This window comes from Acidovorax sp. LjRoot117 (assembly GCF_964252695.1).
In the GTDB taxonomy this organism is placed as follows: Bacteria; Pseudomonadota; Gammaproteobacteria; order Burkholderiales; family Burkholderiaceae_C; genus Acidovorax.
This window is the reverse complement of sequence record NZ_CAXUPO020000002.1, coordinates 740,352-760,348: the sequence shown is the minus strand read 5'-3', so window position 1 is coordinate 760,348 and position 19,997 is coordinate 740,352. Positions and strand designations below refer to the sequence as shown.

The following is a 19,997-nucleotide window of genomic DNA, read 5'->3' as shown; positions in this document are numbered from 1 at the left end:
CCCATGCCCGACCAACCCATAGGCGCGCTGCCCACAGGCACCGGTGCATTGGCGCTGGAGACCTGGAACCTGACCAAGCGCTTTGGCAGCTTCACCGCCATGGACCGCGTGAACATGCGCGTGGAGCCCGGCAGCGTGCACGCCCTGCTGGGCGAGAACGGCGCGGGCAAGAGCACGCTGGTCAAGTGCGTGGCGGGCTTCCAGAGGGCCGAGGAAGGCGCCATTCTGCTGGACGGGCGCGAGCAGGCCATCGCAAACCCCATCGTCGCGCGCAGCCTGGGCATCGGCATGGTCTACCAGCACTTCACACTGGCGCCGGGGATGACGGTAGCCGAGAACCTGCTGCTGGCCGGTGGCCAAACCCCGGCGGTGATCGACTGGCGCGCCCAGCGGGCCGAGCTGCAGGCCTTTCTGGCCACCACGCCCTTCCGGCTGGACCTGGATGCCCGCCCGTCGGAACTGGCAGCCGGCGAAAAGCAGAAGCTCGAACTGCTCAAGCAGCTGTACCTGCGCCCGCGCCTGTTGATCCTGGACGAACCCACCTCGGTGCTGACCCCGCAGGAGGCCGACGAGGTGCTGGGCCATGTGCGCACCTTTGCACGCAGCGGCCAGTGCAGCGTCATCATCATCACGCACAAGTTCCGTGAAGTGATGGCCTATGCCGATGCGGTGACCGTGCTGCGCCGCGGCCAGGCTGTGCACCACGGCCGGGTGGCCGACACCGGCCCTCAGGCGCTGGCACAGGCCATGATGGGCGATGCCGCCAACGCCTCGCCACCCGCAGCCAGCGCGGCAGCGACAGCAGATACGGACAACCCGCCGGGCGAGGTCGCGCTGCAGGTGGAAGGCCTGCAGGCCCTCGGCGACCGTGGCACCCTCGCCCTGCATGGCCTCGATCTGTCGGTGCGCAGGGGCGAGGTGCTGGGCGTGGCCGGCGTGTCGGGCAACGGCCAGCGCGAGCTGGTCGAGGCGCTGGTGGGCCAGCGCCCGCGCCTGGCCGGCAAAGTGCAGGTGCTGGGCCGGGACTACACGGCCACGCGCGCGCAGAACCGTGAACTCAGGGTACGCAGCCTGCCCGAGGAGCCGCTGCGCAATGCCTGCGTGGGCGACCTGTCGGTGGCCGAGAACATGGCCCTGCGCGACTTCGACCAACCGCCGTTGTCAACGGGCGGCGTGCTGCGTTTTTCCACCTGGCGCAGCCGGGCACGCGAGTGGATCGCTGGCTACGGCGTCAAGACCCAGGGGGAAGGCGCCCCCATCCGCAGCCTGTCGGGCGGCAACGTGCAGCGCGCGGTGCTGGCGCGCGAGCTGGCGGGCGAGATCAATGTGCTGATCGCCGCCAACCCGGTGTTCGGGCTGGACTTTGCGGCCGTGGCAGAGATCCATGCTCGCATCCTGGGCGTGCGCGAGCGCCGCGGGGCCGTGCTGCTCATCAGCGAAGACCTGGACGAGCTGCTGGAGCTGGCCGACCGCATCGTGGTCATGAGCGAAGGCCGCATCGTCCACGAAACCCCCTCCGCCATCGCCGAGCGCCATGTGCTGGGCGCCTACATGGGCGGCGGACACGATCACACACCCCACCAGGAAGCGGCATGAGCCTGACGACCATCCACGCCCACCCTTTCGACTACCGCTTCTCGCTGCCGCACACCGCGCTGGTGATCATCGACATGCAGCGCGACTTCATCGAGCCCGGCGGCTTTGGCGAGACGCTGGGCAACGACGTGTCTTTGCTCGAAGCCATCGTGCCGGCCTGCCAGGCCGTGCTCCTGGCCTGGCGCGCCGCGGGCGGCCTGGTCGTGCACACGCGCGAATCGCACCGGCCCGACCTGTCCGACTGTCCGCCCGCCAAGCGCCTGCGCGGCAACCCACAATTGCGCATCGGCGACGCGGGGCCCATGGGCCGCATCCTGGTGGCGGGAGAGCCGGGCAACCAGATCATCCCCGCGCTGGCGCCGGTGGTGGGCGAGATCGTCGTCGACAAGCCCGGCAAGGGGATGTTCTACGCCACGGGCCTGCACGAAACGCTGCAAGCGCGCGGCATCACCCACCTCGTCTTCATGGGCGTGACCACCGAGGTCTGCGTGCAGACCAGCATGCGCGAGGCCAATGACCGCGGGTATGATGGCCTGCTGCTCGAAGACTGCACCGAGAGCTATTTCCCCCATTTCAAGGCAGCCGCCATCGAGATGCTGCGCGCCCAGGGCGCCATCGTCGGCTGGACCGCTCCGTCGGCCGCGTTGCTGCCGCGATTGGCCGACGCGTTGCTGGCCCCGTAGTTGCTAAAGTCGCCCTGTGCAGCCCCCCCGCCCCGCCCCCCCTCCTTCCAAGACGAAACCGGTGCGCAACTCGCGCGCCGACGATGTGTACGCCCAACTCAAGCGCGACGTGGGTGAGTTCAAGCTGGTGCCGGGCGACCGCTTCACCGAGAACGAGATCTGCGAACGGCTGGGCGTCTCGCGCACGCCCGTGCGCCAGGCCCTGGTGCGCCTGCAGCAGGAGGGCTACGTGGAGGTGCTGTTTCGCAGCGGCTGGCGCGTGCTGCCTTTCGACTTCGACCAGTTCGAGCAGCTCTACGACCTGCGCATGGTGCTGGAGACCACGGCCGTGCACCGCCTGTGCGACGAAGGCACGGGCGCTCTCAAGTCCATCCAGGTCGACCACCGGTTGCTCGACGAACTCAACAACATCTGGCTGGTGCCGCCGGACCAGCGCAGCACCGACACCCTGCAGGTGGCAGCCTGGGACGAGGCATTCCACTGCGCGCTGGTGCGCGCCGCCGGCAATGCCGAGATGACGCGCGTGCACCGCGACGTGACCGAGCGCATCCGCATCATCCGCCGGCTCGACTTCACGCAGCAGGCGCGCATCGATGCCACGTACGATGAGCACGCCACCATCCTCAAGGCCATCCGCGCGCACCGCGGCGACCAGGCCGCCATGCTGCTGCGCGCCCACATCCAGACCAGCCAGGCCGAAGTGCGCAAGATCACCCTGCACCAGGTGCACATGGCGCGTCTTGGGTCCAGTGCCGGGTAAGTGACACAATCTGCGGGTTGCGGGTTGCGGGTTGCGGGTTGCGGGTTGCGGGCTGCGGGCTGCGGCAGCAGTCGCAGCCCGGCCCACCCACCGAATGAGGAGATGCCATGCGCTTGAAGTGCTCTGCCGCTGCCCTCTTCCTGGTCGCCGCTTTGTCGGCCCAGGCCCAGAACGTGAAGGTGACGCCGTTGGGCGGCATCGAGGGTGAGCTGTGCCCGCAAGACCGGGCCCTGGTCTTCGAGGACCCCAACGGCACGCGCGTGCTGTACGACCCGGGCCGCACGGTGGCCGGCGCCAGTGACCCGCGCCTGGGCAAGATCGACATCATCCTCGTGAGCCACATGCATGGTGACCATGTGGGCAACGCGCACAACGCGGCGCCCAATTCGGGGACCTGTGCCAGCCCCGACATGTCGGTCTCGGCCCTGCCCAACTCCAACGCGGTGAACATCGCGCTGGCCAAAAAGTCCAAGATCGTGACCGGCAGCGAGATGCCGCCCTTCTTCGCGGCCAAGCTCAAGGCCAACGGCGGCGACCCGGCCAACTCGATGCTGGCGCGCTTCGGCGGCAGCGTCACGGTCGCCGGCGTGCGCATCGCCACGGTGACGGCCATGCACAGCAACGGCGTCGACCCGGACTACATCGGAGGCCAGCTGGGCGATGCGATGAAGGCGGCCGGCATTGCCGGTGACGTTGGCCTGGCAACCGGATACGTGCTGACTTTCAGCAACGGGCTGGTGGCCTACCTGTCGGGCGATACGGGCATCACCGCCGACCAGGAACGCGTGGTGCGTGACTACTACAAGGCCAAGCTCGCGGTGATGAACATCGGCGACGGCTTCAGCACCGGCCCTGCGGAAGCCGCCTTCGTGATCAACGAACTGGTCAAGCCGGCATCCGTGATCGCCTCACATGTCAACGAGGTCGGCACGGTGGACGGGGTGGTGCGCCCGGGGAGCAAGACGGAAGCCTTCATCAAGGCATCGCGCGTTCCGGTCATCGTGCCGCTGTCGGGGCGGACCATGGAGTTCGCGGCCTCGGGCCTGTGCGCCGCTGGCTGCGGCAAGGCCAGCAACTGAGCGGGCTTGTACGCGCCGCAACGAAAAAATCCTTGCAAGCCCTAAGCCTGCAAGGATTTTGAATTGGTGGGAGATGCAAGTTTCGAACTTGCGACCCCTGCAGTGTGAATGCAGTGCTCTACCCCTGAGCTAATCTCCCGCAGCTCCGTCCTTCGAAAAAAGGACTTTGCCGTGGCTTGTCTGCGAGCGTGCTTGGTGGGAGATGCAAGTTTCGAACTTGCGACCCCTGCAGTGTGAATGCAGTGCTCTACCCCTGAGCTAATCTCCCGTCGTCGCTCCGACAAGCCTTCGATTATGGCACAACTTTTCAGGCGTTTTCAAATTTTCGCCAGATTGTCTTGCTGCCGCTGGCCTTGTCGATTTGTGCCAGCACCTCTTCGTGCGCCACATTCTCGGCCTCGCTGGCACTCAGCACCGGCAAGCTGAAAGTGCGCAGATCCACCGCGACGATCGGCAGTCCGTCCGCGCCCTCGTCGCCATCGTCGGCAATCAGCAGCGCGTCCTGGCCCCGCGTGAGGTTGATGTACACATCGGCCAGCAGCTCGGCGTCCAGCAGCGCGCCGTGCAGTGTGCGGCTGGAGTTGTCCACGCCCAAGCGGTCGCACAGGGCATCCAGCGAATTGCGCTTGCCGGGGTACATCTCCTTGGCCATGGCCAGCGTGTCGGTGACGCTTTCCACGTAGGTGCGAAACGCGGGCCGTCCGATCAGCTCCAGCTCCTTGTTCAGGAAGCCGACGTCGAACGCGGCGTTGTGGATGATGATTTCAGCGCCCTGCAGGTACTGCAGGATCTCATCGGCCACTTCCGCAAACTTGGGCTTGTCCTTCAGGAACTCGTTGCTGATGCCGTGCACTTTCAAAGCATCTTCATGGCTGTCGCGGCCCGGGTTGAAGTACAGGTGCAGGTTGTTGCCCGTGAGCTTGCGGTTCAGAAGCTCGACGCAACCGAGCTCGATGATGCGGTCGCCGCTGTCGGCCGACAGGCCGGTGGTTTCGGTGTCGAGAACGATCTGGCGGGTCATGCGCGCCCCCAGGCTTGGCATGCCGTGTCCACGCAGCCCCCCAAGGAGGCGCAACCTTGCTGGGTGTGGCCCGTCGCCGCGCGCATCAGTGGTTCTCCTTGGCGTGGTTGATGGTGTATTTGGGAATCTCCACCACAACGTCCTGCTGCGCCAGGATGGCCTGGCACGACAGGCGCGATTGGGGCTCCAGGCCCCAGGCACGGTCGAGCAGGTCTTCCTCTTCTTCTTCGGCCTCGTTGAGTGAATGAAGACCCTGGCGCACGATGACATGGCAGGTGGTGCAGGCGCAGCTCATGTCGCAGGCGTGCTCGATGTTGATGTGGTTCTCGAGCAGCGCCTCGCAGATCGATGTGCCCGCAGCCGCGGTGATCTCCGTGCCTGCAGGGCAGTATTCGGGATGGGGAAGGATCTTGATGACGGGCATGGGGTCGTTTCTTCTTGTCGTCTGGACGGGTCGTCTCGGTCGTCTTTTCGGGTTTTGTCGGGTTTTGTCGGGGGCTGATGTCGAGTCGGCGTCAGAGCGCCTGAACGTTCTTGCCCGCCAGCGCCTGCTGGATGCCACGGTTCATGCGCTGGGCCGCAAAGGCTTCGGTGCCTTTGGCCAGGGCCTCGGTCGCGGCTTCGATCACGGCGGCATCGTCCACCTCGCGCTGCCCGCGCAAGGAGGCCATCAAGGCCTCGATGCGTGTGCGCTCTTCCGCGGTGAGCACGTCGCCATCTGCATCCAGTGCGCTTTGCGTGGCGATGAGCATGCGGTCGGCATCCACCCGGGCTTCGACCACGGCGCGCGCCTTCATGTCCTGCGCGGCCGTCGCAAAGCCATCCTGCAGCATGCGGGCGATCTCGTCGTCCGAGAGGCCGTACGACGGCTTCACGTCGATGCGCGCCTCCACGCCACTGCCCTGCTCCTTGGCGCTCACGCTCAACAGGCCATCCGCGTCGACCGTGAAGGTCACGCGGATGCGGGCGGCACCGGCCGCCATGGGCGGAATGCCGCGCAACTCGAAGCGCGCCAGGCTGCGGCAGTCCTGCACCAGGTCGCGCTCGCCTTGCACCACGTGGATGGCCAGCGCGGTCTGGCCGTCCTTGTAGGTGGTGAAGTCCTGCGCCTTGGCGGTGGGGATGGTTTCGTTGCGGGCCACGATGCGCTCCACCAGCCCGCCCATGGTTTCGATGCCCAGCGACAGCGGTGTCACGTCCAGCAGCAGCAGGTCCCCAGCGGTGTCGTTGCCCGCCAGCTGGTTGGCCTGCACCGACGCGCCCAGGGCCACCACCTCGTCAGGGTTCAGGTTGTTCAGCGGCTGCTTGCCAAAGAATTCGGCCACGGCACGCTGCACCTGCGGCATGCGGGTGGAGCCCCCCACCATCACCACGCCCTGCACTTCGTCGCGGGCCAGGTGCGCATCGCGCAAGGCGCGGCGCACAGCGGCCATCGAGCGGGCGGTCAGGTCGGCGGTTGCGGCTTCAAAATCAGATTTCTTGACGTCGAAATGCACGCTACCGCCCGATAGATGCGCGCTGAACGCTATCAAATCAGTAGTGGTCAGCGCCTCCTTGCAGGCCCGCGCGGCCATCCGCACGGCCGCCTTGTCGGCAGGGGTCGTCACCTGCAGCTTCAACTGCGCCAGCACCCAGTCTGCCAAGGCTGCGTCGTAGTCGTCACCGCCCAGGGCAGAGTCGCCACCGGTGGCTATCACCTCGAACACGCCCTGCGTGAGCCGCAGGATGGAGATGTCGAAGGTGCCGCCGCCCAGGTCGTACACGGCGTACACACCCTCGCTCGCGTTGTCCAGACCGTAAGCGATGGCCGCGGCCGTCGGCTCGTTGATGAGGCGCAGCAGATGGATGCCGGCCAGCTTGGCGGCGTCTTTGGTGGCCTGGCGCTGCGCGTCGTCGAAGTAGGCAGGCACGGTGATGACCGCGCCGTAAAGGTCGTCGTTGAAGGTGTCTTCCGCGCGGTAGCGCAGCGTGGCCAGGATCTCTGCACTGACTTCCACTGGCGACTTGACGCCATCGGCTGTGTCCAGGCTCACCATGCCTTCGGACTGCGGCCCATTGCCCGATACGAAGTCGTACGGAAGCTTGTCGGCATCGGCCACATCGCGCAGGCCACGGCCCATGAAGCGCTTGACGGACGCAATGGTGTTGCGCGCATCCTGCGTCTGGGCTGTCACCGCGTCGTAGCCGATCTGGCGGCCGCCGTTGCCCAGGTAGCGCACCACCGAGGGCAGCAGCACCCTGCCCTGCGCGTCGGGCAGGCATTCGGCAACGCCATTGCGCACGGCCGCGACCAGAGAATGCGTGGTTCCCAAATCAATGCCCACGGCTATGCGCCGCTGGTGCGGGTCGGGGGACTGGCCGGGCTCGGAAATCTGCAAAAGCGCCATGGAATTCGGTATCTCTAACGAGGAAGGCAGGCCACGGTCACGGCCTGCTTCTGGAGGGGAAACACAAGAAACGGGGGCTATTGTCCCAGTTGCTCTCGCCGGCGCTCGATGTCGTCGGCAAATCGCGCAATGAACATGAGGGCTCTGACCTGCTGCGCGGCGCCCGCATGGTCGTGCTGTCGGTCGATCAACGCCTCGCAGGCTGCCAGCGCCGCCCGGCGCGCCTGCGCCACGGTGTCGTCCAACGCATCGAGTTCGGAGTCCGCCTGCGCCTCTTCGAGCGCCTCGCGCCACTCCATCTGCTGCATGAGGAACGCGGCAGGCATTGCCGTGTTGTCCTCGGCACGGATGGGCGCACCGTGGAGCTCGCACAGGTAGGACGCCCTGCGCATGGGGTCCTTCAGGCGCTGATAGGCCTCGTTGATGCGCACCGACCACTGCATGGCCACGCGCTGGGCGGCAGCGCTCTGGGCGGCGAACTTGTCCGGGTGCGCCTCGCGCTGCAGCTCTTTCCAGCGCGCATCGATGGCGCTGCGATCCTGCGCAAAGCGGCGATCCAGGCCAAAGAGTTCAAAGTCGTCAGATTGCAGGTTCATAGGCCAAGAAAAAACCGCCAACGGGGGCGGTTTGTCAGGTGGTTGTCCATCGCGCTAAGCACTGCCCACAGCCCATGAAACCGATACGGCTGCCACCAGTGCCACCGCAGTGCTCACTCTGCCAAGCCCCGTTGGGCGCCCCACTCCCACGGGAGAGGGGCAAGGCGCTACGCAGCTCACGGGGCGGTTCATACCTCAGACGCGGAAGCTCTCTCCGCAGCCGCAACGATCCCGCTCATTGGGGTTGTTGAACTTGAAGCCCTCGTTGAGGCCTTCACGCACGAAGTCGAGCTCGGTACCGTCGATGTACGCAAGGCTCTTGGGGTCGATCAGCACCTTGACGCCGTGGTTCTCGAACACGATGTCTTCGGGCTGGGTGTCATCCACATATTCCAGCTTGTAGGCCAGGCCAGAGCACCCCGTCGTCTTGACGCCCAGGCGCACGCCCAGCCCCTTGCCCCTGCGGGACAGGTACCGGTTCACATGCCGGGCAGCGGCTTCAGTCAGCGTAATGGCCATGGCAATCAGGCAGCAGTGGCAGTGGCTGCGTGTTTGGTCTTGTAGTCCAGCACGGCGGCCTTGATGGCGTCTTCCGCGAGGATCGAGCAGTGCACCTTGACCGGCGGCAGCGCGAGCTCTTCGGCGATTTCGCTGTTCTTGAGCGCCGCGGCTTCATCCAGCGTCTTGCCCTTGACCCATTCGGTCACGAGCGACGACGAAGCAATGGCAGAGCCACAGCCGTAGGTCTTGAAGCGCGCGTCTTCGATCACGCCGGTGGCAGGGTTGACCTTGATCTGCAGCTTCATCACGTCGCCGCAGGCTGGCGCGCCCACCATGCCGGTGCCCACCGAATCATCACCCTTGTCGAACGAACCCACGTTGCGGGGGTTCTCGTAGTGGTCTACCACTTTGTCTGAGTAAGCCATGATGTGTACCTCTTGAATCTTCGGATATTGGGGATCAGTGCGCAGCCCACTGGATGGTGCTGATGTCGATGCCGTCCTTGTACATCTCCCACAAGGGGCTCAGCTCGCGCAGGCGGGCGACGTTCTCGCGGATGGTGGAAATCGCGTAGTCGATCTCTTCTTCCGTGGTGAAGCGGCCGATGGTCATGCGCAGGCTGCTGTGCGCCAGCTCGTCGCTGCGGCCCAGGGCGCGCAGCACGTAGCTGGGTTCCAGGCTGGCAGACGTGCAGGCGGAGCCGGACGACACTGCCAGACCCTTGATGCCCATGATGAGCGACTCGCCTTCGACGTAGTTGAAGCTCATGTTCAGGTTCTGCGGCACGCGGCGTTCCATGCTGCCGTTGATGAACACCTGCTCGATGTCCTTCAGGCCGTCCAGCAGGCGCTGCTGCAGCGCATGGGCCTTGGCATTGCTTTCGGCCATTTCTTCCTTGGCGATGCGGAAGGCCTCGCCCATGCCCACGATCTGGTGTGTGGGCAAGGTGCCCGAGCGCATGCCGCGCTCGTGGCCGCCGCCGTGCATCTGGGCTTCCAGGCGCACGCGGGGCTTGCGGCGCACGAACAGTGCGCCGATGCCCTTGGGGCCGTAGGTCTTGTGCGCCGTCATGCTCATCAGGTCGACGGGCAGCGTGGCCATGTCGATCGCCACACGGCCGGTGGCCTGGGCCGCGTCGACGTGAAACAAGATGCCCTTCTCACGGCACAGTGCGCCGATGGCCGGAATGTCCTGGATCACGCCGATTTCGTTGTTCACGAACAGCACGCTGATGAGGATGGTGTCAGGGCGGATGGCCGCCTTGAGGGCGTCCATGTTGACCAGGCCGTCTTCCTGCACGTCGAGGTAGGTGACCTCGAAGCCCTGTCGCTCCAGCTCGCGCATGGTGTCCAGCACGGCCTTGTGCTCGGTCTTGAGCGTGATGAGATGCTTGCCCTTGCCTTTGTAGAACTGGGCGGCACCCTTCAGAGCCAGGTTGATCGATTCGGTGGCGCCGCTGGTCCAGACGATTTCGCGCGGGTCGGCGCCGATCAGGTCGGCCACCTGGCCGCGGGCATTCTCTACCGCTTCTTCCGCCTCCCAGCCCCAGGCGTGGCTGCGCGAGGCCGCGTTGCCGAAATGCTCGCGCAGCCAGGGAATCATGGCGTCCACCACGCGCGGGTCCACCGGAGTGGTGGCGCCGTAGTCGAGATAGATGGGGAAGTGCGGGGTCATGTCCATGGCTGGCTCAGTAGAGGTTTCTGGCTGGCAGATTTGCTGGAAGAAGGTCGATGTTCAAATAACGTTCAGGGCGGTGCCGACCCCAGGGCCAGCACGGCGCACCGAGGCTCAAGACTTCGCGAAGACGTTGCCCAGGGCAAAGACGGAGTTCGGGGCATTCACGCGGATGGGCTTGACCACCGGCGTCGTGGAGATCGCGCGGCGCACCACGGGCTTGTCCTCGATCTGCACACCCTTGGCAAGCTGCTCTTCCACCAGCTTTTGCAGCGTGACGGAGTCCAGAAACTCCACCATGCGCTGGTTCAGCGAAGCCCACAGTTCGTGCGTCATGCAGCGGCCGGCTTCGCCCAGGCAGTTTTCCTTGCCTCCGCACTGGGTCGCGTCGATGGGTTCGTCCACCGACACGATGATGTCCGCCACGGTGATGTCGCCCGCCTTGCGGGCCAGGGTGTAGCCGCCACCGGGGCCGCGGGTCGATTCGACCAATTCATGGCGGCGCAGTTTGCCGAACAGCTGCTCGAGGTACGACAGCGAGATCTGCTGGCGCTGGCTGATCGCGGCCAGCGTGACAGGGCCATTGTTCTGGCGCAGGGCCAAATCGATCATGGCGGTGACCGCAAAACGGCCTTTGGTTGTGAGACGCATCGCAAGCTCCTTGTGCTAAGGCTTGTTCGTTGTAGAAACCGCCGCCACTGGCTGATGGCCAGTGAGGCACCGTCTCCGCCCCTTCTCCGTGCGATCACCTGCAAAGGCGTGCAAGGAGCCCTTCATCGCTGGGCTGTTTTCTTGAGTGTTTTGTGCAAGTATAACACAAATCCCTATCGAATTGGTCGGGATAAAAAACCAACTGGTCGCAATTTGATCAGCAATGTCTTAACCCGACACTTCCAACGCCCATTCACAAGGCCACCGAATCATTTCCGTGCGCACCGAACGCCTGGTCCTTGAGCCTCGTCAGCTGGTCCCGCACGCGGGCAGCCTGCTCGAATTCCAGGTTGCGCGCGTGCTCCAGCATGAGCTTTTCCAGCCGCTTGATCTCGCGTGCCACGTCCTTCTCGGACATGTCCTCCACTTGGGCGCGCCGCATGGCTTCCTGCTCCAGACGTTCGGCGTCCTTCCCGGCCTTTTCGCTGTACACACCGTCAATCAGGTCTCTTACCCGCTTGACAATGCTGCGCGGCGTGATTCCGTGTTCCTCGTTGTGTGCGATCTGCTTGATGCGGCGTCGTTCCGTCTCGCCCATGGCTTTTTTCATGGAGTCGGTGATCCGGTCGGCGTACAGGATGGCGCGGCCGTTCAGGTTGCGCGCTGCGCGGCCGATGGTCTGGATCAGGCTGCGCTCGGCACGCAGGAAACCCTCCTTGTCCGCATCCAGAATGGCCACCAGCGATACCTCGGGAATATCGAGCCCCTCCCTCAGCAGGTTGATCCCCACCAGCACATCGAAAGCACCCAGGCGCAGGTCGCGGATGATCTCCACCCGCTCGACCGTGTCCACGTCGCTGTGCAGGTAGCGGACCTTGACGCCGTTGTCGGTCAGGTAGTCGGTCAGTTGCTCGGCCATGCGCTTTGTCAGCGTGGTAATGAGTACGCGCTCGTGCTTTTCAACCCGAATGCGTATTTCCTGCAGCACATCATCCACCTGATGGGTGGCGGGGCGAACCTCGACCTGTGGGTCCACCAGCCCAGTCGGACGCACCACCTGGTCCACGATCTGCCCGGAATGCGTGCGTTCGTACTCCGCAGGGGTCGCGGTGACGAAGATCGCCTGGCGCATGCGCTGCTCGAACTCCTCGAACTTGAGCGGGCGGTTGTCCAGCGCCGACGGCAGCCGAAAGCCGTACTCCACCAGCGTCGTCTTGCGCGATCGGTCGCCGCTGTACATGGCGTTGAGCTGGCCGATCATCTGGTGGCTCTCGTCCAGGAACATCAACGCATCCTTGGGCATGTAGTCCGTCAGCGTGCTGGGCGGGTCGCCCGGCGCAGCGCCGGACAGGTGGCGTGTGTAGTTCTCGATGCCCTTGCAGTGCCCTACTTCGCTGAGCATCTCCAGATCGAACCGGGTACGCTGCTCCAGCCGCTGCGCCTCCACCAGCTTGCCGTCGGCCAACAGTTGCTGCAGGCGTTCGGCCAGCTCCAGCTTGATGGTCTCCACAGCGGTGAGCACCTTGTCGCGTGGTGTGACGTAGTGGCTGCTGGGATACACCGTGAAGCGCGGTATCTTTTGCTTGACGCGGCCGGTCAAGGGGTCGAACAGCTGCAGGCTCTCCACCTCGTCGTCAAAAAGCTCGATCCGGATCGCCAGCTCGGAGTGCTCGGCTGGAAACACGTCGATCGTGTCGCCCCGCACGCGGAACTTGCCGCGTGAAAAATCGGCCTCGTTGCGCTGGTACTGCATGCGGATAAGCTGCGCGATCACGTCTCGCTGGCCCAGCTTGTCGCCCACGCGCAGCGTCATCACCATGCGGTGGTAGCTCTCGGGCTCGCCGATGCCGTAGATGGCCGACACGGTGGCCACGATGACCACATCGCGCCGCTCCATCAAGCTCTTGGTGCAAGACAGCCGCATCTGCTCGATGTGCTCGTTGATCGCGCTGTCCTTTTCAATGAACAGGTCCCGCTGCGGCACATAGGCCTCGGGCTGGTAGTAGTCGTAGTAGCTCACGAAGTACTCCACGGCGTTCTTGGGGAAGAACTCGCGGAACTCGCTGTACAACTGCGCGGCCAGCGTCTTGTTGGGCGCGAAGATGATGGCCGGGCGACCCATGCGGGCGATGACGTTGGCCATGGTGAAGGTCTTGCCCGAGCCCGTCACGCCCAGCAGGGTCTGGAAGGCTTCGCCATCGTTCAGGCCCTCCACCAGCTTGGCAATGGCCTCGGGCTGGTCGCCCGCAGGCGGGTACGGCTGGAACAGCTCGAAGGGTGAATCGGGGAAACTGACGAATTCGCCGTCTTGCTTTTCCGTTATGACCTGTGTGATATCCGGCATGGGTGCAGTCAACGAGTGGTGTGGGCAGGCCGTTAAAATCGGCGGAACCCGGCACAGTACACCACGCCTGGATTCTTCGCTACTGACAACCTTTCAAGGATTTTCATGTCTCTGTTCACCGCCGTCGAAATGGCCCCCCGCGACCCCATCCTGGGCCTCAACGAGCAATTCAACGCTGACACCAACCCCAACAAGGTCAACCTGGGCGTCGGCGTTTATTTCGACGACAACGGCAAGCTGCCCCTGCTGCAGTGCGTGCAGGCCGCAGAAAAGACCATGATGTCCGCCCCCACCGCCCGCGGCTACCTGCCCATCGACGGCATCGTGGCGTATGACAACGCCGTCAAGAGCCTGGTGTTCGGCGCCGTCAGCGAACCCGTCACGTCCGGCCGCGTCGCCACCGTGCAGGCCATCGGCGGCACCGGCGGCCTGAAGATCGGCGCCGACTTCCTCAAGAAGGTCAGCCCCAACGCCAAGGTCTTGATCTCCGACCCCAGCTGGGAAAACCACCGCGCCCTGTTCACCAACGCCGGCTTCGAAGTCGACACCTACGCCTACTATGACGCAGCCAAGCGCGGCGTGAACTTCGAAGGCTTCCTGGCCAGCCTGAACGCAGCCGCTGCCGGCACCATCGTCGTGCTGCACGCCTGCTGCCACAACCCCACCGGCTACGACATCACTCCCGAGCAATGGGACCAGGTGGTGGCCGCCGTCAAGGCCAAGGGCCTGACACCCTTCCTCGACATGGCCTACCAGGGCTTTGGCCACGGCATCGCCGAAGACGGTGCCGTGATCCAGAAGTTCGTGGCCGCTGGCCTCACGTTCTTCGTGTCCACCTCGTTCTCCAAGAGCTTCAGCCTGTATGGCGAGCGCGTGGGCGGCCTGTCGGTGCTGTGCACGGACAAGGAAGAAGCCTCCCGCGTGCTGAGCCAGCTCAAGATCGTGATCCGCACCAACTACTCGAACCCGCCCATCCACGGTGGTGCGGTGGTGGCTGCGGTGCTGAACAACCCAGAGCTGCGCGCTCTGTGGGAAAAAGAGCTGTCCGAAATGCGCGTGCGCATCAAGGCCATGCGCCAGAAGCTGGTCGATGGCCTCAAGGCTGCCGGCGTGAAGCAGGACATGAGCTTCATCACCACCCAGATCGGCATGTTCAGCTACTCGGGCCTGACCAAGGACCAGATGGTGCGCCTGCGCAATGAGTTCGGCGTGTACGGCACGGACACCGGCCGCATGTGCGTGGCTGCGCTCAACAGCAAGAACATCGACTACGTGTGCCAGTCGATTGCCAAGGTGGTCTGACTTGGATGCTGAAGCGGCGCTCGAGCGCCGCTTTGTGACCGAAGCGCTCCAGAACCCGCACAACGCGGCCATTCTGGAGCGTTTGCCACTTCTGGGCCTGCCAGATGCCTGGCTGGTGGCCGGCTGCCTGTTCCAGACGGTGTGGAACCTGCGCTCCGGGTGGGCACCCACGGCGCACATCAAGGACTACGACCTGTTCTACTTCGACGCCGCTGACGTGTCGCAAGCCGCAGAGCACGCAGTGCAGGGCCGCGTCGCCGCCCTCTTCGCCGATCTGCCGATCACTGTGGAAGCCAAGAACCAGGCCCGGGTGCACTTGTGGTACGAGCAGTGGTTCGGCTTTCCTTACGACGCACTGCAGTCAGCCCGCAATGGCATCGAACGCTTTCTGGTGCCCTGCACCTGCGTGGGCTTGCAGCCGGGCGCGGCGGCCGGGGCACCCACGCTGTACGCGCCGTATGGCTTGACAGAGTTGTATGCGGGCATCCTGCGGCCCAACCCGCAGTGCCCTCATCTGCCCCTGTTTCAGGCCAAGGCTGCGAGCTACCGCCATCGCTGGAGCTGGCTGCAGATTCAAGACGCTCAAGACACCAAGACAGAGCAGGCCGGCCTGTCGCCCTGAGCGGTGGGGCCAAGCGATCTGATAAGGCGGTGTCATCCGTTCAGCAGACGGCGCTTGCGCAGCTGCACCAGTGTGGCGGCCAGCACGATGCGCATCACGATGGAGAGCGCCGCCACATACATGCCCACCTTCATCAACTCACGCTCGCGCAATTTGGCAACGTCCTGCCGCTGGTTCAACAGCGACTTCTCGGTTCGCACCACTTCTTGCACCTCAGCGCGCACAGCGTCCATCAGTTGCTTGCCCTGGCCGGTGGCGATCTTCGCCCCTGCAGCGGCAAACCCATCCCTGCGCCGCAGCAAGATCACTTCCCGCAGCTCATCCAGCTTGCTGTCGATCAGGGACTCCAGCCTGTCCATCTGCGAATTCTGAATGGCGCTGCCTACCAACAGCGCGCGCAGCCGCTCGAACGCTGGCCCCGTGGCGCCCACCGCCTGCCGGTAAGGGTCCAGATAGCTGTCGTCACCGGTGATGACGAACCCACGCTGCCCGGTCTCGGCGTCCTGCAGCAGGATGAAAAGCTGGTTGACCTCTCCCAGGACCCGATGGGTGTAGTCCACCTGCGAGCGGCTTTGCACCAGCTGTTCATGAAAATGGTAGGACAAGTAGGTCCCCAGCAGCACGACCATCGTCATCGGCAGCGCCGAGAAAACCGACCACACCATCACACGCCGCGGAGGCGCCTTGAACCGGCGGCTGCGCAGGCTGCGCAAGGGTTTGGTGACGAAACGGAACACTGAGCGTGCCCGACCTGGCACGGCTGAAGACCGGGGCAGCTGAAAATTCATGGCGTTGATCGGTAGGGAGGGACGCTAAAAGATGGGGGACGCCATGTGCACCGCATGCGGTGGATGCAGCAAGCACAACACTGCTCGCCGCCAAGATATGGCGACCCAAGGGCCCCCTCAGTCGGCAGGAAACCTGACAGGCTGTAGTCCGCGCGGCGGGCGCTCAACGGTGGCCGTCGAGCCCGATGCGCGGACGGTATGGGCTTGGGACCGATTGCGCGCGCGCACCGTGCCACAGCGCAGGGCCAAGTGATTCAGTGCCGGTGAGGCGTGAAGGCAAATCACCCCCGTCCCCCTGCGCGAGGCTGCAGCGTGCATACAGAGTGCACGCACTGCCGCGCCGTCTTCATGGCTACCTCAGGCAGAAAAAATACGCGTGGGCCCAGGCCGCCACTGGCACCCAGGCGCTGCATCAACAACAGAGCGCAGCTGCATTGCGACAACGCAGTCGCAAGCCCAAGAGTGCCCGCCCCGTGCAGACGAGATCAACCTGCACGCGTGCCCAAAGAGCCGCTCAACCCCACAGCACCGACCGCATCGAGATCGACGCCGACTGGTAGCCCGTGTTGAAGAACCGCGGCATTTCGCTGGGCGCCACCGCGCCTGCGGCGTACAGCAGCGGCAGGTAATGCTCGTGCGTAGGGTGCGCCTGCTGCGCCACGGCGCCCAGTTTTTGAAAGCCCTGCAGGGCGCCGAGCTGGCCCTTCTTGATCTGGTCCTGCACCACCGTGTCGAACTCGGTGGCCCAGTCGTAGGCCTCGTTGGCGGCAGAGCCGCGGCGCGATGCACGCAGGTTGTGCACGATGTTGCCACTGCCGACGATCAACACGCCGCGATCGCGCAGGCCTTTGAGCTGCTGGCCAAGCGCGTAGTGCTCGGCCGGGGCGCGGCTGTAGTCCATGGACAGCTGCAGCACCGGGATGTCCGCCTTGGGGAACATGGGCTTGAGCACCGACCAGGTACCGTGGTCCAGCCCCCACTCGCCTTCGTCCACCCCCAACGCGCCGCCCGTGGCAGGTGACTTCAACTCCTTGGCCAGGCTGCGCGCCACCGCCGGCGCGCCCGGTGCGGGGTACTGCTGGTCGAACAGCGCCTGCGGAAAGCCGCCGAAATCATGGATCGTCTTGGGCTGCGCCATGCCGGTGACCTGCCAGCCTCCCCGCGTGAGCCAGTGGGCCGACACGCACAGAATGAGCTGCGGCTGCACCGCGCGCGCCATCAACTCCGTGCCGGTGGCCTGCCAACTGCGGCGCCATGCGTTGTCCTCGATCGCGTTCATGGGACTTCCGTGGCCGACGAACAGCACCGGCATGCGGGGCGACGGCTTCAACGCCTGCAAGGGCGGCAAGCCGGCGGCGTGGCTCAAGGAAGTCATGGAGAAAACTCCCGGAAAGGTGGCCAGGCCCGCCAGGGCCGCCAAAGAGGTTCTGCGTTGCATGGGTCTGGGAGCGTAACAAATTATGTATAACGCAGGGAAGGAGCGCCCGCCCCCGCCAAAAGTTCCAGCCAGTGGCGGTGCCGATCCACACCTGTCGCGCCATCTCCGCCATCTCCGCCGTCTCTGCTAGCTCCCAGCCATACCCCCAGCCAACGCCACGCCCCATGTCCGCTCGCACCGCCTTCCTCGCAACCACCGATCAGCCTCAACCTCAGCCCCTGCGCAGCACCCGCATCTTGAGCCTGGCGCTCAACCTGCCCGGCCCTGCCGCACTGATGCGCTGCGCACGCCTGGGCGCGGAGTGCACCAAGCTCGAGCCGCCCCCGGCGACAGGCTACCCCAGTGCCGACCCGATGGGCATCTACAGCCCGGCGGCTTACGCCACGCTGCACGCTGGCGTGCGGGTGTTGCATGCGCACCTCAAGACCCCTGAAGGCCAGGCAGTACTGCATGAGGAACTGGCGCGCACGGATGTCCTGATCACGTCCTTTCGTCCATCGGCGCTGGGCAAGCTGGGCCTGGCGTGGGATGCACTGCAGGCGCGCTACCCGCGCCTGTCGCTGGTGCGCATCGTGGGCGCCGCGGCCGAACGGGCCGAGGAGCCTGGCCACGACCTCACCTACCTGGCCGACGCGGGCCTGGTGACCGGCACCGAGATGCCCCCGACGCTCTACGCCGACATGGGCGGTGCGCTGATGGCCAGCGAAGCCGTATTGCAGGCGCTGCTGGAGCGCGCCCGTAGCGGCCACGGCGTGTGCATCGAGGTCGCACTGGCCGACGCTGCCGCATGGCTGGCCCAGCCCCGCGACTGGGGGCTCACCACCCCCGACGGCGATGTGGGCGGCCAGCATGCGGGCTACCGCATCTACCCCTGCGCCGACGGCCGCGTGGCCGTGGCCGCGCTGGAGCCGCACTTTGCCGCGCGTTTGTGCACCGCCGCAGGCCTGCCCGCGAGCGGTGATGCCGACGTACTGCGCGCACCCGCCACCCACCAGGCCGTGGCCGCATTCCTGCGCACCCAGACTCGGGCACAGCTCGATGCCCTCGCGGTGGCCCAGGACATTCCCCTGCACACCCTGGCCTGACGCACCCGAGACCGATGCAAAAACAAGGCACCGTCATCCGCTGGGACGCCACGCGCGCTTTCGGCTTCATCCGCAGTCCCGGCACGTCGGCCGATGTGTTCTTTCATCTGCGCGACTTTCGCGGGAGCGCGCCGCCCCGCGAAGGGCTGGCCGTCAACTACGAAGAAATCCATGTCGGCGGCAAAGGGCCGAGGGCCATGGCCGTCGAGCCCGCGGGGCTGGCCCCCCGCAGCACAGACATGTCGCGCAACCCTCCAGCCCGGGACGCAGCGCGCCCCAGACCAGACCGCGGCAGCCGCAATGCACCCCGCTCGAACCCCAGCCCAAGGGCCGCGCGCACCCGGGGCAGGCGCGGAGGTGGCCAGTCCGCATCGGCTGGCTTGGCACTGGCACTCACGTTCGGCTGGGTGTTGATGCTGGGGTGGGGCATCTCTGCACACCAGCTGCCGCTCGGCTGGACGCTGACTGCAGCCGCTGCGGTGAACGTGGTTACCTTCTGTGCCTATGCCGCCGACAAGAGCGCCGCCATGCATGGCCGCTGGCGCACGCAGGAAAAGCACCTGCACCTGCTCGGCCTGGCTGGCGGCTGGCCGGCCGCGTGGCTGGGCCAGCAGGTGCTGCGGCACAAATCGAGCAAGCCGGAGTTTCGCGCGGTCTACTGGCTGACCGTGGTGGTGCATTGCGCGGCGCTGGCGGCGTGGATCACGGGCCTGGGCCGTTGACCACGGCATCGCGCCACCGGGCAATTGCTACTGTATTGATAGCTGGTGGCGCTTATCCACTGAGCGTCTGGGGCCATTCAGGCACGAGTGCGCTGCCTGACGGCAAAAAGGCCAGACGACCTACACGGCCGGATCCCGCCGCACGGTTCAATCCAGGCAGTTGAACCACTACCGGGAGATGGCCATGAAGCCTTTGATTCTTGATTCGTCCATGACCAACATGGGCGGCACCTTCTACCCCACCGGCCACGTTTTCGCGCTGTTCCCGGACGAAGACTGCGTGCGCCAGGCCGCCGCGTCCCTGCAGGCGGCTGGGCATGAGGGCGACGCGGCCTACGCCAGCCCCGAGGTCATCATGCAGGACATCGTGCGCACGCTCGGCACGGCCGATGCCCCCCTGCCCTCCGTCGGCGCCGAAGGCGACATGGTCCGGCGCATTGCGGACCTGGCCGGGGCGGGACACCACGGCATGCTGGTGAAGATGGCGGACAAGGACAACGCCGATGCACTCGTGTCCGCCATCACCCCCGAAGGCGCAGTCGCCGCCTTCTACTACCGCACCTTCATCATCGAAGACCTGATCACCCCAGCCATCCCGGACGACCAGCAGTCCGTGACGGTAGGCACGCGCGCAGCGTCACCGGCGCCCTAACGCTAACTTCCAGCGCCCAGCGCCCGGGGCATCGAAGGCTTCGCCTTCGCCCCAGCGACCGGCCCATGGCAGCATGTCTGCCGTGGGCCGTTTCTC

At 65.5% G+C, this 19,997-nt stretch carries 20 protein-coding genes and 2 tRNA genes; 9 read left to right on the top strand and 13 right to left on the bottom strand.

Annotation, left to right across the window (positions count from 1 at the left end):
• The first annotated feature begins 3 nt into the window (after positions 1-3).
• From ACSQ3D_RS08805 to ACSQ3D_RS08790, 4 genes are all read left to right on the top strand, one after another.
• Positions 4-1,596, top strand: coding sequence for an ABC transporter ATP-binding protein (locus ACSQ3D_RS08805; protein ID WP_436126597.1), 1,593 nt, complete (start codon positions 4-6; stop codon positions 1,594-1,596).
• Positions 1,593-2,279: a cysteine hydrolase family protein gene (locus ACSQ3D_RS08800; protein WP_056421401.1), complete on the top strand. Its 687-nt coding sequence runs from the start codon at positions 1,593-1,595 to the stop codon at positions 2,277-2,279. Before ACSQ3D_RS08805 ends, ACSQ3D_RS08800 begins: the two co-directional genes overlap by 4 nt.
• 16 nt (positions 2,280-2,295) lie before the next feature.
• Positions 2,296-3,039 carry a GntR family transcriptional regulator gene (locus ACSQ3D_RS08795; RefSeq protein WP_436126596.1) on the top strand — a complete coding sequence of 248 codons (744 nt, stop codon included), beginning with the start codon at positions 2,296-2,298 and terminating at the stop codon, positions 3,037-3,039.
• Positions 3,040-3,146: 107 nt separating this feature from the next.
• Complete coding sequence (locus tag ACSQ3D_RS08790) at positions 3,147-4,118, top strand: MBL fold metallo-hydrolase (protein WP_056421403.1); 972 nt, start codon at positions 3,147-3,149, stop codon at positions 4,116-4,118.
• Positions 4,119-4,182: 64 nt separating this feature from the next.
• Here the strand turns inward: ACSQ3D_RS08790 and ACSQ3D_RS08785 are convergent.
• The 11 genes from ACSQ3D_RS08785 to uvrB form a co-directional block, all read right to left on the bottom strand.
• Positions 4,183-4,257: transfer RNA gene (locus tag ACSQ3D_RS08785), tRNA-Val, on the bottom strand.
• Between the two features lie 54 nt (positions 4,258-4,311).
• A tRNA-Val gene (locus tag ACSQ3D_RS08780) sits at positions 4,312-4,386 on the bottom strand.
• Positions 4,387-4,425: 39 nt separating this feature from the next.
• Complete coding sequence (gene dnaQ / locus ACSQ3D_RS08775) at positions 4,426-5,139, bottom strand: DNA polymerase III subunit epsilon (protein ID WP_056421404.1); 714 nt, start codon at positions 5,137-5,139, stop codon at positions 4,426-4,428.
• Between the two features lie 85 nt (positions 5,140-5,224).
• The gene (gene fdx / locus ACSQ3D_RS08770) at positions 5,225-5,563 is read right to left on the bottom strand and encodes an ISC system 2Fe-2S type ferredoxin (RefSeq protein ID WP_056421405.1); all 339 of its coding nucleotides are present in this window, start codon (positions 5,561-5,563) and stop codon (positions 5,225-5,227) included.
• Positions 5,564-5,654: 91 nt separating this feature from the next.
• Complete coding sequence (hscA, locus tag ACSQ3D_RS08765; protein ID WP_436126595.1) at positions 5,655-7,526, bottom strand: Fe-S protein assembly chaperone HscA; 1,872 nt, start codon at positions 7,524-7,526, stop codon at positions 5,655-5,657.
• A 77-nt stretch (positions 7,527-7,603) separates the two neighbouring features.
• On the bottom strand, positions 7,604-8,122 hold the full coding sequence (gene hscB, locus ACSQ3D_RS08760; RefSeq protein WP_436126594.1) for a Fe-S protein assembly co-chaperone HscB: 519 nt from the start codon (positions 8,120-8,122) through the stop codon (positions 7,604-7,606).
• A gap of 195 nt (positions 8,123-8,317) precedes the next feature.
• Positions 8,318-8,641, bottom strand: a complete 324-nt coding sequence (gene iscA, locus ACSQ3D_RS08755) for an iron-sulfur cluster assembly protein IscA (protein WP_056421408.1) — start codon at positions 8,639-8,641, stop codon at positions 8,318-8,320.
• 5 nt (positions 8,642-8,646) lie between these two features.
• Positions 8,647-9,048, bottom strand: a complete 402-nt coding sequence (iscU, locus tag ACSQ3D_RS08750) for a Fe-S cluster assembly scaffold IscU (RefSeq protein WP_056421409.1) — start codon at positions 9,046-9,048, stop codon at positions 8,647-8,649.
• A 34-nt stretch (positions 9,049-9,082) separates the two neighbouring features.
• Positions 9,083-10,303 (bottom strand): IscS subfamily cysteine desulfurase, encoded by a 1,221-nt coding sequence (locus ACSQ3D_RS08745; RefSeq protein ID WP_056421410.1) that lies wholly within the window; start codon positions 10,301-10,303, stop codon positions 9,083-9,085.
• A 108-nt stretch (positions 10,304-10,411) separates the two neighbouring features.
• Complete coding sequence (iscR, locus tag ACSQ3D_RS08740; protein WP_007851285.1) at positions 10,412-10,948, bottom strand: Fe-S cluster assembly transcriptional regulator IscR; 537 nt, start codon at positions 10,946-10,948, stop codon at positions 10,412-10,414.
• A gap of 253 nt (positions 10,949-11,201) precedes the next feature.
• Positions 11,202-13,292 (bottom strand): excinuclease ABC subunit UvrB, encoded by a 2,091-nt coding sequence (gene uvrB, locus ACSQ3D_RS08735; protein ID WP_056421411.1) that lies wholly within the window; start codon positions 13,290-13,292, stop codon positions 11,202-11,204.
• A gap of 105 nt (positions 13,293-13,397) precedes the next feature.
• Between uvrB and ACSQ3D_RS08730 the strand changes: the two genes are divergently transcribed.
• Positions 13,398-14,594, top strand: coding sequence for an amino acid aminotransferase (locus ACSQ3D_RS08730; RefSeq protein WP_436126593.1), 1,197 nt, complete (start codon positions 13,398-13,400; stop codon positions 14,592-14,594).
• Between the two features lies 1 nt (position 14,595).
• A complete protein-coding gene (locus ACSQ3D_RS08725) occupies positions 14,596-15,216 on the top strand; it encodes a nucleotidyltransferase family protein (RefSeq protein WP_436126592.1) in 621 nt (206 codons plus the stop codon).
• 32 nt (positions 15,217-15,248) lie between these two features.
• Here the strand turns inward: ACSQ3D_RS08725 and ACSQ3D_RS08720 are convergent, their stop codons facing one another.
• Positions 15,249-16,004, bottom strand: a complete 756-nt coding sequence (locus ACSQ3D_RS08720) for a CHASE3 domain-containing protein (protein WP_436126591.1) — start codon at positions 16,002-16,004, stop codon at positions 15,249-15,251.
• Positions 16,005-16,518: 514 nt separating this feature from the next.
• On the bottom strand, positions 16,519-17,379 hold the full coding sequence (gene ygiD / locus ACSQ3D_RS08715) for a 4,5-DOPA dioxygenase extradiol (RefSeq protein ID WP_436126590.1): 861 nt from the start codon (positions 17,377-17,379) through the stop codon (positions 16,519-16,521).
• A gap of 227 nt (positions 17,380-17,606) precedes the next feature.
• Between ygiD and ACSQ3D_RS08710 the strand changes: the two genes are divergently transcribed.
• The 3 genes from ACSQ3D_RS08710 (at position 17,607) to ACSQ3D_RS08700 (ending at position 19,901) form a co-directional block, all read left to right on the top strand.
• Positions 17,607-18,527 (top strand): CoA transferase, encoded by a 921-nt coding sequence (locus tag ACSQ3D_RS08710; protein WP_436126589.1) that lies wholly within the window; start codon positions 17,607-17,609, stop codon positions 18,525-18,527.
• Positions 18,528-18,541: 14 nt separating this feature from the next.
• Entirely contained in the window at positions 18,542-19,249 is a 708-nt protein-coding gene (locus ACSQ3D_RS08705; RefSeq protein ID WP_436126588.1) for a DUF1294 domain-containing protein, read from the top strand.
• 184 nt (positions 19,250-19,433) lie between these two features.
• Positions 19,434-19,901, top strand: a complete 468-nt coding sequence (locus ACSQ3D_RS08700; RefSeq protein ID WP_056421493.1) for a hypothetical protein — start codon at positions 19,434-19,436, stop codon at positions 19,899-19,901.
• Positions 19,902-19,997: the final 96 nt, after the last annotated feature.

What these genes read in the sequence shown, in the direction of transcription:
- ACSQ3D_RS08800 (WP_056421401.1), top strand. Translation starts at nt 1,593, where the DNA reads ATGAGCCTGACGACCATCCACGCCCACCCTTTCGACTACCGCTTCTCG.
- ACSQ3D_RS08720 (WP_436126591.1), bottom strand. Translation starts at nt 16,004, where the DNA reads ATGAATTTTCAGCTGCCCCGGTCTTCAGCCGTGCCAGGTCGGGCACGC.
- ACSQ3D_RS08705 (WP_436126588.1), top strand. Translation starts at nt 18,542, where the DNA reads ATGCAAAAACAAGGCACCGTCATCCGCTGGGACGCCACGCGCGCTTTC.
- hscB (WP_436126594.1), bottom strand. Translation starts at nt 8,122, where the DNA reads ATGAACCTGCAATCTGACGACTTTGAACTCTTTGGCCTGGATCGCCGC.
- ACSQ3D_RS08730 (WP_436126593.1), top strand. Translation starts at nt 13,398, where the DNA reads ATGTCTCTGTTCACCGCCGTCGAAATGGCCCCCCGCGACCCCATCCTG.
- iscR (WP_007851285.1), bottom strand. Translation starts at nt 10,948, where the DNA reads ATGCGTCTCACAACCAAAGGCCGTTTTGCGGTCACCGCCATGATCGAT.
- dnaQ (WP_056421404.1), bottom strand. Translation starts at nt 5,139, where the DNA reads ATGACCCGCCAGATCGTTCTCGACACCGAAACCACCGGCCTGTCGGCC.
- fdx (WP_056421405.1), bottom strand. Translation starts at nt 5,563, where the DNA reads ATGCCCGTCATCAAGATCCTTCCCCATCCCGAATACTGCCCTGCAGGC.
- ACSQ3D_RS08805 (WP_436126597.1), top strand. Translation starts at nt 4, where the DNA reads ATGCCCGACCAACCCATAGGCGCGCTGCCCACAGGCACCGGTGCATTG.
- ACSQ3D_RS08700 (WP_056421493.1), top strand. Translation starts at nt 19,434, where the DNA reads ATGAAGCCTTTGATTCTTGATTCGTCCATGACCAACATGGGCGGCACC.
- ygiD (WP_436126590.1), bottom strand. Translation starts at nt 17,379, where the DNA reads ATGACTTCCTTGAGCCACGCCGCCGGCTTGCCGCCCTTGCAGGCGTTG.
- iscA (WP_056421408.1), bottom strand. Translation starts at nt 8,641, where the DNA reads ATGGCCATTACGCTGACTGAAGCCGCTGCCCGGCATGTGAACCGGTAC.
- uvrB (WP_056421411.1), bottom strand. Translation starts at nt 13,292, where the DNA reads ATGCCGGATATCACACAGGTCATAACGGAAAAGCAAGACGGCGAATTC.
- iscU (WP_056421409.1), bottom strand. Translation starts at nt 9,048, where the DNA reads ATGGCTTACTCAGACAAAGTGGTAGACCACTACGAGAACCCCCGCAAC.
- ACSQ3D_RS08745 (WP_056421410.1), bottom strand. Translation starts at nt 10,303, where the DNA reads ATGGACATGACCCCGCACTTCCCCATCTATCTCGACTACGGCGCCACC.
- ACSQ3D_RS08710 (WP_436126589.1), top strand. Translation starts at nt 17,607, where the DNA reads ATGTCCGCTCGCACCGCCTTCCTCGCAACCACCGATCAGCCTCAACCT.
- hscA (WP_436126595.1), bottom strand. Translation starts at nt 7,526, where the DNA reads ATGGCGCTTTTGCAGATTTCCGAGCCCGGCCAGTCCCCCGACCCGCAC.
- ACSQ3D_RS08790 (WP_056421403.1), top strand. Translation starts at nt 3,147, where the DNA reads ATGCGCTTGAAGTGCTCTGCCGCTGCCCTCTTCCTGGTCGCCGCTTTG.